The 16565-nt window shown below is 71.5% G+C and carries 16 protein-coding genes and 1 tRNA gene; 8 read left to right on the top strand and 9 right to left on the bottom strand.

Annotated features, from left to right (window positions below):
* Window position 1: 1 nt before the first annotated feature.
* Window positions 2-613 (bottom strand): DedA family protein, encoded by a 612-nt coding sequence (locus ACYU8V_RS16265; RefSeq protein WP_460848820.1) that lies wholly within the window; start codon window positions 611-613, stop codon window positions 2-4.
* A gap of 73 nt (window positions 614-686) precedes the next feature.
* On the opposite strand from ACYU8V_RS16265, the gene ACYU8V_RS16260 reads away from it, so the two are divergent.
* Both ACYU8V_RS16260 and ACYU8V_RS16255 read left to right on the top strand, forming a co-directional pair.
* Window positions 687-1382: a response regulator transcription factor gene (locus ACYU8V_RS16260; protein WP_460848819.1), complete on the top strand. Its 696-nt coding sequence runs from the start codon at window positions 687-689 to the stop codon at window positions 1380-1382.
* 35 nt (window positions 1383-1417) lie between these two features.
* The gene (locus tag ACYU8V_RS16255; RefSeq protein WP_460849003.1) at window positions 1418-2779 is read left to right on the top strand and encodes a sensor histidine kinase; all 1362 of its coding nucleotides are present in this window, start codon (window positions 1418-1420) and stop codon (window positions 2777-2779) included.
* Here ACYU8V_RS16255 and ACYU8V_RS16250 read toward each other — a convergent pair.
* The 5 genes from ACYU8V_RS16250 to ACYU8V_RS16230 form a co-directional block, all read right to left on the bottom strand.
* Window positions 2776-3735 carry a matrixin family metalloprotease gene (locus ACYU8V_RS16250; protein WP_460848818.1) on the bottom strand — a complete coding sequence of 320 codons (960 nt, stop codon included), beginning with the start codon at window positions 3733-3735 and terminating at the stop codon, window positions 2776-2778. The two genes, ACYU8V_RS16255 and ACYU8V_RS16250, sit on opposite strands and share 4 nt — an antisense overlap.
* 88 nt (window positions 3736-3823) lie before the next feature.
* Complete coding sequence (locus tag ACYU8V_RS16245) at window positions 3824-4792, bottom strand: class F sortase (RefSeq protein WP_460848817.1); 969 nt, start codon at window positions 4790-4792, stop codon at window positions 3824-3826.
* On the bottom strand, window positions 4734-5657 hold the full coding sequence (locus tag ACYU8V_RS16240; protein ID WP_460848815.1) for a hypothetical protein: 924 nt from the start codon (window positions 5655-5657) through the stop codon (window positions 4734-4736). The genes ACYU8V_RS16245 and ACYU8V_RS16240 overlap by 59 nt, the downstream gene beginning before the upstream one ends.
* Window positions 5658-5871: 214 nt before the next feature.
* On the bottom strand, window positions 5872-6684 hold the full coding sequence (locus tag ACYU8V_RS16235) for a hypothetical protein (RefSeq protein ID WP_460848814.1): 813 nt from the start codon (window positions 6682-6684) through the stop codon (window positions 5872-5874).
* Between the two features lie 113 nt (window positions 6685-6797).
* Window positions 6798-6887 (bottom strand) — tRNA-Ser (locus ACYU8V_RS16230).
* A gap of 134 nt (window positions 6888-7021) precedes the next feature.
* Here ACYU8V_RS16230 and ACYU8V_RS16225 point away from each other — a divergent pair.
* From ACYU8V_RS16225 to ACYU8V_RS16215, 3 genes are all read left to right on the top strand, one after another.
* On the top strand, window positions 7022-8230 hold the full coding sequence (locus ACYU8V_RS16225) for a GAF domain-containing protein (RefSeq protein ID WP_460848813.1): 1209 nt from the start codon (window positions 7022-7024) through the stop codon (window positions 8228-8230).
* Window positions 8231-8316: 86 nt separating this feature from the next.
* Entirely contained in the window at window positions 8317-9840 is a 1524-nt protein-coding gene (gene exaC / locus ACYU8V_RS16220; RefSeq protein ID WP_460848812.1) for an acetaldehyde dehydrogenase ExaC, read from the top strand.
* Complete coding sequence (locus ACYU8V_RS16215) at window positions 9840-10208, top strand: DUF779 domain-containing protein (protein ID WP_460848810.1); 369 nt, start codon at window positions 9840-9842, stop codon at window positions 10206-10208. Before exaC ends, ACYU8V_RS16215 begins: the two co-directional genes overlap by 1 nt.
* On the opposite strand, the gene ACYU8V_RS16210 is transcribed toward ACYU8V_RS16215, so the two are convergent.
* Both ACYU8V_RS16210 and ACYU8V_RS16205 read right to left on the bottom strand, forming a co-directional pair.
* Window positions 10177-10641, bottom strand: coding sequence for a nucleoside deaminase (locus ACYU8V_RS16210; protein WP_460848809.1), 465 nt, complete (start codon window positions 10639-10641; stop codon window positions 10177-10179). The two genes, ACYU8V_RS16215 and ACYU8V_RS16210, sit on opposite strands and share 32 nt — an antisense overlap.
* A gap of 23 nt (window positions 10642-10664) precedes the next feature.
* A complete protein-coding gene (locus ACYU8V_RS16205) occupies window positions 10665-11156 on the bottom strand; it encodes a tRNA adenosine deaminase-associated protein (protein ID WP_460848808.1) in 492 nt (163 codons plus the stop codon).
* 157 nt (window positions 11157-11313) lie between these two features.
* On the opposite strand from ACYU8V_RS16205, the gene upp reads away from it, so the two are divergent.
* The 3 genes from upp (at window position 11314) to pntB (ending at window position 15039) form a co-directional block, all read left to right on the top strand.
* A complete protein-coding gene (upp, locus tag ACYU8V_RS16200) occupies window positions 11314-11955 on the top strand; it encodes a uracil phosphoribosyltransferase (protein WP_460848807.1) in 642 nt (213 codons plus the stop codon).
* A gap of 133 nt (window positions 11956-12088) precedes the next feature.
* Window positions 12089-13618, top strand: a complete 1530-nt coding sequence (locus ACYU8V_RS16195; protein ID WP_460848805.1) for a Re/Si-specific NAD(P)(+) transhydrogenase subunit alpha — start codon at window positions 12089-12091, stop codon at window positions 13616-13618.
* A gap of 2 nt (window positions 13619-13620) precedes the next feature.
* Window positions 13621-15039, top strand: coding sequence for a Re/Si-specific NAD(P)(+) transhydrogenase subunit beta (gene pntB, locus ACYU8V_RS16190; RefSeq protein ID WP_460848803.1), 1419 nt, complete (start codon window positions 13621-13623; stop codon window positions 15037-15039).
* 125 nt (window positions 15040-15164) lie between these two features.
* On the opposite strand, the gene ACYU8V_RS16185 is transcribed toward pntB, so the two are convergent.
* Entirely contained in the window at window positions 15165-16520 is a 1356-nt protein-coding gene (locus ACYU8V_RS16185; RefSeq protein WP_460848801.1) for a cytochrome P450, read from the bottom strand.
* Between the last annotated feature and the right edge of the window lie 45 nt (window positions 16521-16565).

The raw sequence follows: 16565 nt of genomic DNA, 5'->3' as shown, positions 1-16565 counted from the left end.
GTTAAGAGACCGCAGCGCGCCTGCGGCGCAGGAGGTACGCCGCCACCACCGGCAGCGTCCCGACGACGACGATGCCGACCGAGAGCAGCTCGACGTGGTCGGCGATCAGGTCGACCGTGCCGAGGTAGTAGCCGGCCACCAGGAACGCCGCCACCCACACGAACCCGCCGATCACGTTGTACGTCGTGAACAGCCGCCGCGACATGGCTGCCGCGCCCGCCACGGGCGGGGTGAAGCAGCGGGCCAGCGGGACGAAGCGGGCCAGCACGACCGCGCGCGGGCCGAACCGCTCGAAGAACCGGTGGGCACCCGCGAGGTGGTGCCGGTTCAGCCACCGCCGGTCGCCCGCGAACAGGCCCGGCCCCCACCGCGACCCGATCAGGTAGCCGACCTGGTCGCCCGCGCTCGCCGCCACGAACGCGCCGAGCACGACCAGCCACAGCGGCAGCCGGAGGTCGCCGGAGGCGACCAGGATGCCGCCGGTGAACAGCACCGCGTCGCCGGGCAGGAAGAAGCCGACCAGCAGGCCGGTCTCGGTGAAGAGCACCGCGAACAGCAACGGGGCGCCCCACGCGTGCAGGTGCAGCATCGCTGCGGTGATCACCGCGGTCACAGGAGCACACTAGGGTCGATGGAGCCCGAACGTGGCGTTGTGCGGGGTTCGGGGAGTGCGAGGAGGCGGGTCGGTGCGGATCCTGGTCGCTGAGGACGACGTCCGGCTGGCCGAGGTGCTCGAGCAGTCGCTCGCCGAGGCCGGGTGGGAGGTCGAGGTCGCGCACGACGGGACGGCGGCGTACGGGCGCGCGCTCCCCGGCGGTCAGCCGTACGACGTGCTCCTCCTGGACCGGATGCTGCCCGGGATGGACGGCGTGACGGTGTGCCGCAAGCTGCGCGACCTCGGCCTGGTGACGCCGGTGCTGATGCTGACCGCGCGCAGCGACGTGCGCGACCGGATCGACGGGCTCGACGCGGGCGCCGACGACTACCTGCCCAAGCCCTTCGACCTCGACGAGCTGCTGGCCCGGCTGCGCGCGCTGCACCGGCGGACGTCGTACGACGACGATGACGCGATCCTGCAGGTCGGCGACCTGCGCGTCGATCCCGGCGCACGGCGCGTGTTCCGCGGCGACAGCGAGATCGAGCTGTCCGCGCGCGAGTTCGACATCCTGCACCTGCTGGTCGGCCGCGCGGGGAAGGTCGTGTCGCGCTACACCATCCTGGAGGAGGTGTGGGACGGCGAGACCGACCTGCGCAGCAACGTCATCGACGTCTACCTCGCGACGATCCGCGGCAAGATCGACAAGCCCTTCGACACCAACACCATCACCACCGTGCGCGGCGCGGGCTACCGCGTCGAGCTGCCGGGGGGCACCCCGTCGTGAAGGTACGCCGGAGACTGCACCGGCTGCCGCTGCGGATGCGACTGGTGGCGGGGTTCTCCGCCGCGATGCTGGTGGTGCTGCTCGCCGCGGGCGGGTTCGTGTACTGGCGCGTGGAGTCCACCCTGGACCGCGAGCTCGACACCCAGCTCACGCAGGCGACCTCCACGATCCGGCCGCTGCTGGAGGGAACGACGGTCCGGAACGAGGCCGAGGCGGAGGCGACCGGGGTCGGCTGGCAGGTGGTCGACGCCCAGGGGCGGCCGCTGAGCCGCGGCGGCGCGGCGCCGACCCATGCCCTGGTCGACGCGCGCCGGCTCGCGCGCTCGGGACGCGACCCGATCATCGACATCGGCGACATCCTCGACACCACGGCCACCTGGCGCGTGCAGATCACGCCGCTGGGATCGACGTACCTCGTGGTGGAGGTGCGGCGCGACCACCGCGACGAGGCGCTGCGCGAGCTGCTCCTGCAGCTCGCGGTCGCCGGCTTCGGCGCCCTCGTCGTCACGTCGGTGGTCGGCGACCTGCTGGCCCGGTTCGCACTGCGGCCGGTGGAGCGCTATCGGCGCCGGGCCGAGGAGATCGCCGGCGGGGCCGGGCAGCTGCGCCTCGACGTACCCGAGGACCGGGACGACGAGGTCACCCGGCTGGGGCACACCCTCAACGACATGCTCGCCGTGCTGGAGGAGGCGGTGGAGCGGGAGCGGCACTTCGTCAATGACGCCAGCCACGAGCTGCGCACGCCGCTGACGCTGCTCAAGTCGCGCATCCAGCTGGCCCGGCGCCGCGACCGCACCATCGAGGAGCACGAGCGGATCCTGGACGAGTTGGCCATCGACGTGGGGCGTCTGGCGGCGCTCGCCGAGGACCTTCTCGCGCTCGGATCGGTGGCGGCGCAGCACGGCGTCAGCGTCGACGCGACCCGGGTCGCAGCGGCGGTGGTCGAGCACCGCCGGGTCGCGGACCCGCGGCGCGCCGCCCAGCTCGAGGTCGCCGTGCCGCCGACCCCGCTGCTGGCAGCGATCACGTCCTCCGCGCTCGAGCGGATCGTCACCAACCTGGTCGAGAACGCCTTCCTGCACGGCCGGCCGCCGGTCCGCGTGAGCGTGGAGGAGGCCGGCCCGGGCTGGGTCCGGATCGAGGTCGTCGACGCCGGCGACGGCATGACGGACGAGCTGCTGCACCGCGCCACGGGCAGGTTCACCCGCTCCGACGAGGCCCGGTCACGCCCCGGCGCCGGTCTCGGACTCGCGCTGGTCGAGCAGCTCGTGGTCGCCGCGGGCGGTCAGCTCCGGCTGTGTGCGGGCGGCCGGCACGTGTCGCACGGCGTACCGGCCCCCGTCGCGTGCGCCCACGGCGCCACCATGACGGCGACGGTCCTGCTGCCGCAGGCCTAACGAAGGCAGCCCTGGTCGGCGCCGAGCTGCTGGAGGCCGGTGAGGTCGCCCCAGCCGTACCGGCCGTAGGACCACGGCCCGAGGACGGGGTACATGATCTCGGGCTTCGCGCCGACGTGCATGAGGCCGACGGCGTGGCCGATCTCGTGCAGCAGCAGCGAGCCGCGGGAGGGGCCGTTCTTGAACCCGGAGGTGAGCTTCTTCCACCAGCCCTTCTCCAGCGAGACGCCGCCCGAGGCGATGATCTTGGCGCCCGAGCCGGAGGTCACCAGCGCTCCCTCGCCACCCAGCCCGGCGATGCCCTTGATCGCGGGCACGGTGCTCGCGGTGACGAAGGCGAAGTACAGCCCCGACGACGGGACGCTGCGGTTCCAGGCGCCACCGAACGGCAGCACCTTCGAGCCGCCGGCGTACGAGAACCGCAGCCCGGTGGCGGCGTGCACCTTGCGCAGTGCGTTCTTGATCAGCTTGAGGTTGGTGCTCGGCATGCCGGCCAGGTTGACCCGGTACCTGATGACGGCGCAGGGGTTCCAGCGGTAGCCGTTGTCGGAGGTGATGCTCTGCCCCTTGGTGCCCTGGGGCGTGTACGGCGGCAGCACCCGGACCGTCTTCGCGTCGCCGTCGATCTCGCCGCCGAGCAGCCCGGACGCCGGCGACATGGCGCGTACCGTGCGGATGCCGTAGTAACTGGTCGGCACGCGGAACTTGAACGCCGCACCGCTGCCGGACTGGCCGGAGATGGTCAGCCACACGCCGCCACGCAGGACCTGGAGCACGGCCACGCGGCCGCTCGGCGCGGTGCCGGTCAGGTAGAGCGCCGAGCCGGCCTTGGTCGTGCTCGGCAGTGCGTTGACCTGGAGCCCGAGATTGGACGCATGACCGGGAGCGGCCTCGAGCACCGTGGCGAGGACGGTGCCGGCGAGGAGGGCGGCCAGGAACATCACGTAGCGCTTCATCGCGTCGGAGCCTAGGGCCTGACCAGCGTGTTTGTGACCCCCGTTACAAAGATCCAGCGGAATGTTGCGGGCAGATAGTCCCGGGTGACTAGTTCGTCATGACCAGGCGCTGCTTGCGTCCGGCGGTCGCGCAGTCCTGGCACGGGTACCAGTAGGGCAGACCCGGGGCCTCGAGCCCGCCCGGCGAGGACGTGCTGGGGGCGGGGGTCGGGGTCGGGGTCGGGGTCGGGGTCGGGGTCGGGGTCGGGGTCGGGGTCGGGGTCGGGGTCGGGGTGGGGGTCGGGGTCGGCGTCGGGGTCGGCGTCGGGGTGGGGCTGCGCGTCGGGGTCGGCGTGCTCGACGGGTGCAGGTGCGCGTGCCGGGTGGTCACCATCGGCTCGGCGATGACCACCGTGTTGCCGTGGTAGACGAACTGCCCGCCGTCCCACCCCGCACAGGTCACCAGCACCAACCGCGACGGGCCGTCGTGGGCGAAGAGGTCCGGCGCCTCCCGGGCCAGCTGCGCGACGCTGAGGTAGCGGACCTCGACCACCCGGTACACGATCGGGCCGGTGCGGGTGTCGACCTCGATCTGGTCGTCGACCGTGAGGTCGCCCAGGTTGTCGAACACGCCGCCGCCGGTGTGCACGGTATGCCCGGTGATCAGCACGTTGCCGCGGCGGGCCCCGGGACGGCGCCCCGCCCGCCACCAGCCGACCTCGCTGACGTCACCGGGCGGGGTCAGGACAGCACCCTCCGCCACCAGCGGTACGACGGGCGCACGGACCCCGAGCGCGGGGATGATCAGCCCGGTCGGCCGCGACGGGTGCGGCAGCGGCGCGATGGGGCTGCCCGTGGTCGGCGCCTCGAACGGCGCGACCGGGTAGCGCGCTGCCGCGGTGGGCCCCGGGGCCGGCTGACCGGTGTGTCCGGGCAGCGCGATCGCCGCGACCGCCAGGCCTGCCGAGAGCAGGATCAGGGCGATCGCGGCGATGACGCGGCGCTGTGCGTTGGTCAGGTCAGCTCCGGCGAGAGGTGCGGCGGCGGGGCAGCAGGCCGATCGCGCCGAGCAGGGCACTCAGGCCCGACAGGGCCAGGAGCGGCCAGCGCTCGGAGTGCTGCTGGGTGCTCGCCGAGGTGGGCAGGGTGACCAGACCGGACTCGATGCGGGTCGGGACGACCTTGCCGGGCTGGGGCGAGCTGGACTCGGTGGCGCTGGCGGTCGGCGTGTAGACGCTCTCCGGGTTGCCGCCGCCGGTCTGGGTCGGGATGGTCGGGCCGCCTCCGGTGGGCGTGGTCGCCGCGCTGGTGGCCTCGGTCGTCGGCGGGGTCGTCGCCTCGGTGGTCTCGGTCGTCGTCTCGGTGGTCGTCTCGGTGGTCGGCGGAGTCGTCGCAGGCGTGGTGGCCGGAGGCGTCGTCGGCGTACCGCAGCCGGCGAACCAGAACGTCTTGTGCTTGACGTCGCTGCCCTTGCTGTCGGTCGTGTTGACCGTCAGCGTCACGTGGTAGCCCTGGTTCGGCTGCGGCACGATCGAGGCGTCCGGCGTCAGCGTGTAGGCCTCGACGTGGTCCAGCTTCTTGCCACCGGTGAAGCTCGGGGTGGTGTCACCGGAGACCGCGACGCCGCCGCTGGTCGGGTCCTGCATCGTGAAGGTGACGGTCGCGTGGGCGGTCTTGTCGAAGTTGTACCACTGCACGGTGAAGACGCAGCCCTGGTGCGGCTGGTTGTTCGGGACGTTGTCCACGTCGCCGACGTTGGCGATCTTGACCGTGCCGTTGTTGCCGGGCGCGGCGGAGGCCGGGTTGGACACCAGACCCGCCATCCCGAGCGCGGCGAAGCCGGCGATGCCGGCAGTCAGGGCGACGGCGGAGAAGCCACGGCGCACGGCCGAGGTGGTGCTGGTGCGGCGTGACTCACGCACGCGGCTGAAGTTGGCAGCCATCGGTCAGGTCCTTCGGTCGACGATCAGGAAGCAGAGGTCGGCAAACTCGGACCCGGACCGAGGAGCGCTCCATCAAGACTGCCCCCAGTACCCAGGACAACATCCCTGAATCGGGATTTCTTTACCTGTTACAACGATTCTTTACTCAGGTTGCCCACAGATTCGCTGCGCTGACGGGCAAACGTGTGGCGCACGCCACGATCGACGACGAGAACTACGGTCCCGGCCGCAGCCGGATCTGTGCCACCAGCCGCTCGTAGTCGGCCCGGCTGTCGGCGTACACGGTGACGTCCCAGGGCACGCGCACGTCGACGTAGTAGACGACGACCTTGTACGACGCGTTCGGCGACGCCACCCGGCGGGCGACGGTGCCGGCGACCGGCGCCGGCAGCCGTCCGGGCAGGAACTCGGGCGCGTAGTTGCGCAGCATCTGGGCGTGGTTGCCCCACCCGGAGTAGTGGAAGTGCGGGAGGCACCACGACGCGGCCTGCCGGCTGTCGCCCTCGGCACCGCGGATGCCGCACGCCGAGGGGAACACCCAGCGCAGGCCCGACGTGCCGGCGGGCCACCGGCAGGTCCCGGTCGTGGGGCCGCCGTACCAGCAGGCGTGCGGGGAGGTGCTCGAGGTCGCGCCCGAGGTCGGTGCCGGGCTCGGCCCGGAGGATGCGGATGTGGCGGGCTGCGTCTCGACCGGCGTACCCGTGCTGGTGGTCGTGCCGTCGGAGCCGCCGCTCGCGAGGAGCATCCAGCCGCCGCCGACCGCCGCGCCGAGCAGCAGCACGATCGCCACCACGACCGCGACGACCGGCTTCCTGCTCCGGCGCGGTGGCGCGGGCTGGTAGGCGGGGAGCGGCTGCGCGAAGGACGGCGGCGGGGGTGGGGGTGGCAGCAGGGTCGGCGGGACCGCCACCGCCGGGAGCGGTACGCCGAGCGGCGTACCGCATGACGCGCAGAACGCCTGGCCCGGAGTGTCTGCCTGCCGCCCGCACGCGCGGCAGAGCATGCCCACCGTCGGCTGCTCGTCCATGTCTGCGCCCTCCCCCGCTCGCTGCCGAACCGCAGGCTAGGGCATCGCGCAGGCGCCGGAGGCGGGAACGCACGAGACCCCGCCCGGATGCTCCGGACGGGGTCTCGTCGTGGTGGCGGTGCTGAAGGGATTTGAACCCTTGGTGGACTTGCGCCCACAAACGCTTTCGAGGCGTTCTCCTTAGGCCGCTCGGACACAGCACCGTCGCTGAGATTACCGGAGCGGCTCGGGCGGCTCCGAATCGAGGTCACCTTGCAACGTGGTTGCAACGTTCCCGGAGGGACGGTCGGACCTTCTACCCTGGCCAGCCCCGGAGCCACCGATGTCTACTGGAGCCATGAGCACCGAACGACCCGCGATGCGCGCCGACGTCGCCGCGTCGTGGGAGCGCTCGGCGGCGGCCGGCGTCGAGATCGACCGCACGGAGGCGCCGATCACCCTCGACACCGCGGACGTGCGCGGCCGGCGCGAGGCGCACCCGCTCGCCCGGGTCTACCCGCTGCTCGACGACGTCCTCGGCCAGGCGGTGCGCGACTGCGGCGCAGTGATGGCGCTGGCCGACGTCGAGGGCAACCTGCTGTGGGTCTGCGGCTCCTCGTCCACGCTGCGGCAGGCCGAGCGGATCGGGTTCGTCGAGGGCAGCAACTGGGACGAGCGCATCGCCGGCACCAACGCCCCCGGGCTCACCCTCGCCACCGGCCGCGAGGCCACCGTCACGCGAGCCGAGCACTTCCGCTCCGCCGTGCGCGGCTGGTCCTGCGCCGCGACGCCGATCCACGACCCCGGCACCACCCAGCTGCTCGGCGTCCTCGACGTGACCGGCGACGACAAGATCGTCGTGCCGCAGACGATGGCCATGCTGCGGGCGGCCGCCCGGCTGGCGGAGGCCGAGCTGGCCCGCGCGACGATGCCCACCTCGGCACGGCAGGCCGGATCCGGCGTCCACCTCGTGCTGGAGCTGCTCGGTCGCGCGGAGGCGATCCTCACCGTCGACGCCGGCCTGGGCCAGGTGAGCCGACTGCGGCTCTCGCGCCGGCACAGCGAGCTGATGGCGCTGCTCGCGGCGGCCCCGGGCGGGATGGGCGGCGACGAGCTCGGCGTCCTCCTCTACGAGGACGACCGCCCGTCGGCCGCGTCGTCCACCCTGCGCGCCGAGCTCAACCGGCTGCGCAACCTGCTCGGCGACGAGCTCCTCGCGTCCCGCCCCTACCGCCTCACCAGCAGCCTCACCGGCGACTGGCTCGCCGTGACCGCACAGCTGGCGGCCGGCGACGTCCGCGCGGCCATGCGGGCGTACGGCGGTCCGCTGCTCCCCCGATCGACCGCACCCGGCGTCGTGGCGATGCGCGACGAGCTCGAGTCGATGCTGCGGCGCGCGGTGCTCGGCAGTGGTGCGGCCGACCTGATGTCGGCATGGACCCGGTCCGCCTGGGGGCGCGACGACTACGAGATGTGGGAGGCCCAGCGCCGCGCCGTACCGGCCACCTCGCCGCTGCGTGCCCTCGTCGACGGTCAGCTCGACCGTCTGGACCGGGAGCTCGCGTAGCCGCAACCTGCCTGCAACGTGGCGATTCCTAGCGTGTGATCACGGTCACGAACGGTGGCCGATCCCCGATCCTCCAGGAGCCTCGCATGACCGTCTACGCAGCCCCCGGGCAGCCGGACTCACTCGTCACCGTCCAGTCCCGCTACGGCCACTTCATCGGCGGCCAGTGGGCCGACCCGATCAAGGGCCAGTACTTCGAGAACATCTCGCCGGTCAACGGCAAGCCGTTCACCGAGATCGCCCGCGGCACGGCCGAGGACATCGAGGCCGCGCTCGACGCCGCCCACGCCGCCGCGCCCGCCTGGGGCAAGACGTCGGTGACCGAGCGCGCCAACATCCTGCTCCAGATCGCCGACCGGATGGAGGCCAACCTGCCGGCCCTCGCCGTCGCCGAGACCTGGGAGAACGGCAAGCCGGTCCGCGAGACCCTGGCCGCCGACCTGCCGCTCGCCGTGGACCACTTCCGCTACTTCGCCGGCGCGCTGCGGGCCCAGGAGGGCACCCTCGGCGAGATCGACGAGAACACCGTGGCCTACCACTTCCACGAGCCGCTGGGCGTCGTCGCGCAGATCATCCCGTGGAACTTCCCGATCCTGATGGCGGTCTGGAAGCTCGCGCCCGCCCTGGCCGCCGGCAACGCCGTGGTCCTCAAGCCCGCCGAGCAGACCCCGTGGTCGATCCTCAAGCTGATCGAGCTCGTCGGTGACCTGCTGCCGGCCGGTGTCCTCAACATCGTCAACGGCTTCGGCGTCGAGGCCGGCAAGCCGCTGGCCTCCAGCAACCGGGTCGCCAAGGTCGCCTTCACCGGCGAGACCACGACCGGGCGGCTGATCATGCAGTACGCCAGCCAGAACATCATCCCGGTCACCCTCGAGCTCGGCGGCAAGAGCCCGAACATCTTCTTCGAGTCCGTGGCCGACCAGCGCGACGCCTTCTACGACAAGGCGCTCGAGGGCTTCGCGATGTTCGCCCTCAACCAGGGCGAGGTCTGCACCTGCCCGTCCCGCGCGCTCGTGCAGCGCTCGATCTACTCCGACTTCGTGCACGACGCCGTCAAGCGCGTCGAGGCGATCAAGCAGGGCAACCCGCTCGACGACACCACGATGATCGGCGCGCAGGCCAGCAACGACCAGCTCCAGAAGATCCTGTCCTACCTGGAGATCGGCCGCGAGGAGGGCGCCAAGGTCCTCACCGGCGGCGAGCGCAACATCCTCGGTGGCGACCTCGCCGAGGGCTACTACGTCAGCCCCACCGTCTTCGAGGGCGACAACTCGATGCGGATCTTCCAGGAGGAGATCTTCGGCCCGGTCGTCTCGCTGACCGGCTTCGACGAGGAGGCCGACGCCCTCAAGATCGCCAACGACACCCTCTACGGCCTCGGCGCCGGCGTGTGGTCGCGCAACGGCTCGCAGGCGTTCCGCGCCGGCAAGGAGATCCAGGCCGGCCGCGTCTGGACCAACTGCTACCACGCCTACCCGGCCCACGCGGCCTTCGGCGGCTACAAGCAGTCCGGCATCGGCCGCGAGACCCACAAGATGATGCTCGACCACTACCAGCAGACCAAGAACCTGCTGGTGTCGTACGACGACAACGCCCTGGGCTTCTTCTGATGCCCGATCGGGTCGCGGTCACCGACGAGGCGGCGGAGCTCCTCCGCCGCCTCGTCGGCACGCACGGTCCGGTGATGTTCCACCAGTCCGGCGGCTGCTGCGACGGGTCGGCGCCGATGTGCTACCCGGACGGCGAGTTCCTGCTGGGCGCGGCCGACATCCACCTCGGGGACCTCGACATCGGCCTGGAGCGGCCGGTGCCGGTGTGGATGTCGCGCGCCCAGTTCGAGTACTGGTCGCACACCCACCTCACCATCGACGTGGTCCCGGGCCGCGGCGCGGGCTTCTCGCTCGAGGCGCCCGAGGGGGTCCGGTTCCTGATCCGGTCGCGGCTGTTCAGCGACGCGGAGGCGGCGGCCCTGGGCTGAGCCGACGCTGGGCCGCGAAGAACTCCTCGAGCAGCGCGGCCGACTCCTCGGCCCGCACCCCCGCCAGCACCTCGGGACGGTGGTTCAGCCGCCGGTCGCGGACGACGTCCCAGAGCGACCCGACCGCGCCGGCCTTGTCGTCGTACGCCCCGAAGACGAGGCGCTCGACCCTCGCCAGCACGAGGGCGCCGGCGCACATGGTGCACGGCTCGAGGGTGACGACGAGGGTGCAGCCCTCGAGCCGCCACTCGCCGCGGTGCCGCGCGGCCGCGCGCAGGGCGACGACCTCGGCGTGGCCGGTGGGGTCGGCGTCGGCCTCGCGCACGTTGTGGCCGGTGCCGATGATCTCGCCCTCGGGCGAGAGCACCACCGCACCGATCGGTACGTCGCCGGTCGCCAGCGCCGCGCGCGCCTCATCGAGCGCGATCCCCATGGGACCGCCCCACTCCGCGGTCCTCACGCCGAGGCGAGCCCCACGACGTCGTCGAACCGCTCGCCGAAGCCCAGCAGCCGCGCCACGTCCGAGAGCAGCTCGTCGGGATAGGCCTCGTCGTCGTCGAGCAGCTCGGCCAGCGCGGCCGCGTCGACGCCGAGGTCGCTGAGCAGGTGCATGTCGCCGGCCGGCTCGGGCTCGTCCTCGTCGTCCTCCGGCAGCGGCAGGCCGAGGAAGGACACGACCGAGGCCGCGAACTCCCAGTCCGTGGCGGCGGTGACGTCGGACAGCAGGACCCTCGTCTCGTGCGGGTCGACGCGGACGATGACGAAGAAGTCCTCGTCCACCGCGACCATCCCGACCGCCCCGGAGTCGCTGGGGAAGCGCCGCAGCGCGTGGCTCAGCGCCTCGACGTCGGCCAGGTGCTCGGGGATCATCTCGGCGACGTGCCAGTCGCCGCCGTCGACGTACGCCGCGACCGCGAAGTCGAGCTCGTCGCTGAACTTCTCGCTCACCACGCCCTCCTCCACGCACCGGTACTGCATCGGACACTGCACGGCTGGTGTCCAGAGTGACACGGGGATCGCCCCCGGGCCAGAGGCTTTCGGCATCGGATCAGGCTGCGCAGAGCGGGAACACGCCGGAAACACCGGGAGGCATAGGGTTGCCCGCATGCGGATCCAGGTCGTCGACCACCCCCTGGTCGCCCACAAGCTCACCGTCCTGCGCGACCAGTCGACGCCCAGCCCGACCTTCCGGCTGCTGACCGACGAGCTCGTCACGCTGCTGGCCTACGAGGCCACCCGCGACGTCCGCGTCGAGGAGGCCGAGGTGGTCACGCCGGTCGCCACGACGACGGGCACCCAGCTGTCCTACCCGCGACCGCTCGTCGTACCGATCCTGCGGGCGGGCCTGGGCATGCTCGACGGGATGATGCGGCTGCTGCCGTCGGCCGAGGTCGGGTTCCTCGGCATGGTCCGCAACGAGGAGACCCTCGAGGCCGTGACGTACGCCGAGCGGCTGCCCGACGACCTGACCGGCCGCCAGTGCTACGTGCTGGACCCGATGCTCGCCACCGGAGGCACCCTGGCGGCGGCGATCCGCTTCCTCATCGACCGCGGCGCCGACCACATCACCGCGCTCTGCCTGCTCGCCGCGCCCGAGGGCTGCGCGCGGCTGGAGGAGGAGCTCGCCGACCTCGACATCCCGATCGCGGTCGTCACCGCGGCGATGGACGAGCGGCTCAACGACAAGGGCTACATCGTGCCCGGGCTGGGCGACGCGGGCGACCGGCTGTATGGCCTCGCGCAGTGACCCGTCCCCTGACCCACGGGTAACAAGATGTGGCCTGGCTCACGCGCTCACGTCACACGTAAGACGGGTCCTCAACAGGCGTGCTCCTGTGTAGGTTGAGGCGCACTTGTGCCCCTGCCACCAGGAGGAATCGGTGCTCATCGGCATCCCCCGTGAGTCGAAGGCCGGCGAGACCCTCGTCGCCGCGACCGCGAAAACAGCGACCCAGCTCAAGGGCCTCGGCTACGACGTCATCGTCGAGTCGGGCGCCGGAGACGCTGCCGACCAGCCGGACAGCGCGTTCCAGGCGGCCGACATCCGTGTCGGCACCTCGGAGGAGGTGTGGGCCGCCGACGTCGTCGTGAAGGTCAACGCCCCCACCGACGAGGAGATCGCCCGGCTTCGCCAGGGCGCCACGGTCATCTCGATCATGGCCCCCGCCCGCTCGCCGGAGCTCGTCTCGAAGCTCGAGGCGCAGGGCGTGACCGCGCTGGCCATGGACGCCGTGCCGCGCATCTCGCGCGCGCAGTCGATGGACGTGCTGTCCTCGATGGCGAACGTCGCGGGCTACCGCGCGGTCGTCGAGGCCGCCCACGAGTTCGGCCGGATGTTCACCGGCCAGGTCACCGCGGCCGGCAAGATCCCGCCCGCGCGCGTCTTCGTGGTCGGTGCCGGTGTCGCCGGCCTGGCCGCGATCGGTGCCGCGTCCGCGATGGGCGCGGAGGTGTTCGCCTTCGACGTACGCCCTGAGGTCGCGGAGCAGGTCGAGTCCATGGGCGCCCGCTTCGTCTCGGTCGAGATGGAGCAGGAGGTCTCCTCCGACGGCTACGCCAAGGAGATGACCGAGGCCCAGGTCGCCGCCACCGCCGCGATGTACGACGAGGAGGCGCGCGCCGCCGACATCGTCATCACCACGGCGCTGATCCCCGGACGCCCGGCCCCGTCGCTGATCACCGCCGAGACCGTCGCCGGCATGCGCGGCGGCTCGGTCATCGTCGACATGGCCGCCGCCAACGGCGGCAACGCCGCCGGCACCGTCGCCGACCAGAAGGTCGTCACCGACAACGGCGTGACGATCCTGGGCTACACCGACCTCGCCGGCCGCCTGGCCGCACAGACGTCGCAGCTGTACGGCACCAACATCGTCAACCTGCTCAAGCTGCTGACCCCGGAGAAGGACGGCGCGCTGACGCTGGACTTCGACGACGTCGTCCAGCGCGGCATCACGGTGGTGCACAACGGCGAGGGCATGTGGCCCCCGCCGCCGGTGCAGGTCTCCGCGGCTCCTGCGGCCCCGGTCGCCGCGCCCGAGCCGAAGCCGGAGAAGGCGCCGATGGCGCCCGGCACCAAGGTCGGCATCGTGCTCGCCGCGATCGCGCTCTTCTGGCTGGTCAACGCGACCGCGCCCGGCGACATCCCGCGCCACTTCATGGTGCTGATGCTCTCGATCGTCATCGGCTACTACGTCATCGGCAAGGTGGCGCACGCGCTGCACACGCCGCTGATGTCGGTCACCAACGCGATCTCCGGCGTCGTCGTCGTCGGCGCGCTCATCGAGCTCGACACCAACGACGCGACGATCCGCATCGTCGCCACGCTCGGCGTGCTGCTCGCGTCCATCAACATCTTCGGTGGCTTCGCGGTCACCCGTCGCATGCTCGCGATGTTCAGCAAGGGGCACTGATCATGGACATCACCTCCATCTCCAGCGCGGCGTTCATCGTCTCGTCGCTGCTCTTCATCCTGTCCCTCGCCGGGCTCTCCAAGCACGAGTCCGCCAAGAGCGGCCTCACCTACGGCATGGTCGGCATGGCCATCGCGCTCGTCGCCACGCTCGCCTCGGTCATCAAGGACTCCGAGTACGTCGACCAGCGCGCCCTGACCCTGATCCTGATGTTCGCGGCCGTCGTCATCGGTGCCGCGATCGGGCTCTGGCGGGCCAAGATCGTCGAGATGACCGGCATGCCGGAGCTCATCGCGATGCTGCACTCGTTCGTGGGTCTGGCCGCGGTCCTCATCGGCTGGAACGGTCACCTGGAGGGGGCGTCGTACAGCCTCGCCAGCCTGAACAACATCCACGCGGCCGAGGTCTCCATCGGCATCTTCATCGGTGCGGTCACCTTCACCGGCTCGATCGTCGCCAACCTGAAGCTGTCGGCACGGATGAAGTCGGCGCCGCTCATGCTGCCCGGCAAGAACTTCATCAACCTCGGCTCGCTGGTCGTCTTCGCCATCCTCACCGTCGTGTACGTCGTCACCAGCGACCACGGCACGCAGGGGATCATCCTCGGCGTGCTGACCGCGCTGGCGCTGTTCCTGGGCTGGCACCTGGTCGCCTCCATCGGCGGCGGCGACATGCCGGTCGTGGTGTCCATGCTCAACAGCTACTCCGGTTGGGCCGCCGCGGCCGCGGGCTTCCTGCTCAACAACGACCTGCTGATCGTCACCGGCGCGCTCGTCGGGTCCTCCGGTGCGTACCTGTCCTACATCATGTGCAAGGCGATGAACCGCTCGTTCATCTCCGTGATCGCGGGCGGCTTCGGCATCGAGGCGCCGTCCGGCGACGCGGTCGACTACGGCGAGCACCGCGAGATCGACGCCGAGGGCGCCGCCGACCTGCTGGCCAACGCCAAGTCGGTCGTCATCACTCCGGGCTACGGCATGGCCGTGGCGCAGGCGCAGTACCCGGTCGCCGACATGACCGCCAAGCTGCGCGCCAAGGGCATCGACGTACGGTTCGGCATCCACCCGGTCGCGGGTCGCCTGCCCGGCCACATGAACGTGCTGCTGGCCGAGGCCAAGGTCCCCTACGACATCGTGCTCGAGATGGACGAGATCAACGAGGACTTCCCCGAGACCGACGTCGTCCTGGTGATCGGTGCCAATGACACCGTCAACCCGGCCGCGGCCGAGGACCCGTCGTCCCCGATCGCCGGCATGCCGGTGCTCGAGGTCTGGAACGCCAAGGACGTCATCGTCTTCAAGCGCTCCATGGCCACCGGGTACGCCGGCGTCCAGAACCCGCTGTTCTTCCGCGACAACAGCCAGATGCTGTTCGGCGACGCGAAGGACCGGGTCGAGGACATCGTTCGAGCACTCGGCTGATCGCCTCGCGAGGCGTCACGTCTGCACCCTCGAGACGTCACAAGTGAACCGAGACCGCGGTGGATCCCACCGCGGTCTCGGTCATTTGTGACGTCTCGGTGGGTCATTCGTGACGTCTCGAACGTTCACATGCGACGCCTCGCGATGCCGGCGCGCACCGGCTCGGTCGGGAACAGCGTGATGGCCGAGTTCACCGCGACCCGGTCCGAGGCGATCCGCGACTCGATCTCGAACTCGCCGACGAGCATCGCGACGGCGGCCACCGACTCGAGCATCGAGAAGTGCTGGCCGATGCAGGCACGCGGGCCGGCACCGAAGGGCATCCAGGCGTACCGCCCGACCGGAGCGCCTCCGAGGAACCGCTCGGGACGGAACTCGTCGGGCTCGGGCCACAGGTCCGGATCGTGGTGGATCGACCAGATCGAGGCGGCGATGTCCGCGCCCGCCGGGATCGCGTAGCCGTCGACCACCGCGTCCTCGCTGAGACGCCGGCCGACGAACGGCGCCGACGGGTAGAGCCGCATGGCCTCCTGCAGGACCGCCGTCGCGATGGGCAGCTCCGCGTGGACCTGCGCGGGCGTGAGCCCGGCGCCGCCTCCGACGGCCCGCACCTCGTCGCGCACCTGCTGCTGGACCTCCGGGTGCCGGCCCAGCAGGTGGAAGGCGAAGGTCAGCGCGGACGACGTGGTCTCGTGACCGGCCAGCAGGAAGATCAGGATCTGGTCGCGCACCTCGGAGTCGCTGAGCCGCTCCTCGCCGTCACGGGCGCTGAGCAGCAGCGAGATGAGGTCGTCGCCCAGCTCGCCGGTCGAGCGGCGCAGCGCGATGATGCGGTCGACGACGTCGTACAGACCCTGCTGGGCCGAGCGGGTGTCCCGGTTGATGCGCAGCGGCCACGACAGCGGGAGCTTGCCCCCGAACGCGGCGCGCTTGAGGATCCCCCGCTGCGCGACCGGGAACTCGGAGGCGATGACCCGCTCGAGCTCGTCGAGCTCCTCGCCGAAGAGCACCCGGCCGACGATGCGCAACGTCAGGTGCGTCATCGCCGCGTGCAGCTCGACCTCCTCCGCGGACCGCCACTGGACGGCGAGCGCCTCGATCTCCTCGAGCATGATCTGCAGGTAGCCGTCCACGCGCGCCCTGGTGAAGATCGGCTGGACGAAGCGCTTCTGCCGCAGCCAGTCCTCGTCCTGCGCGGTGAGGATGCCGTCGCCGAGCACCTGGCGGAACTCCTGGTAGAGGGTGTTGTCCTTGCGGAAGTTCGGTGCGGTCTTCGCGCTGAACACCACCTCGGCCGCGGCGGCGGTGTGGACGAGGTAGATCGAGTTGCGCAGCACCGGCGGCCCGACCTCCAGCCGTACGACGGGCCCGGTCGCGCGGGTCGAGGCGACGAACCCGACCCGGTCGTTCAGGAACTGCTCGACACCCCGCATCAGCCCCCTCGTCGGGTGCAGCGGCGGTGCGATGGCTTCGTCGGTCATGACTACCCCCTGTTCGGCGGCGCGTCAGCGGCCGGCGAGGCGAGC

This window comes from Nocardioides ultimimeridianus (assembly GCF_054777895.1).
This window is presented reverse-complemented; position numbering and strand designations above follow the sequence as displayed.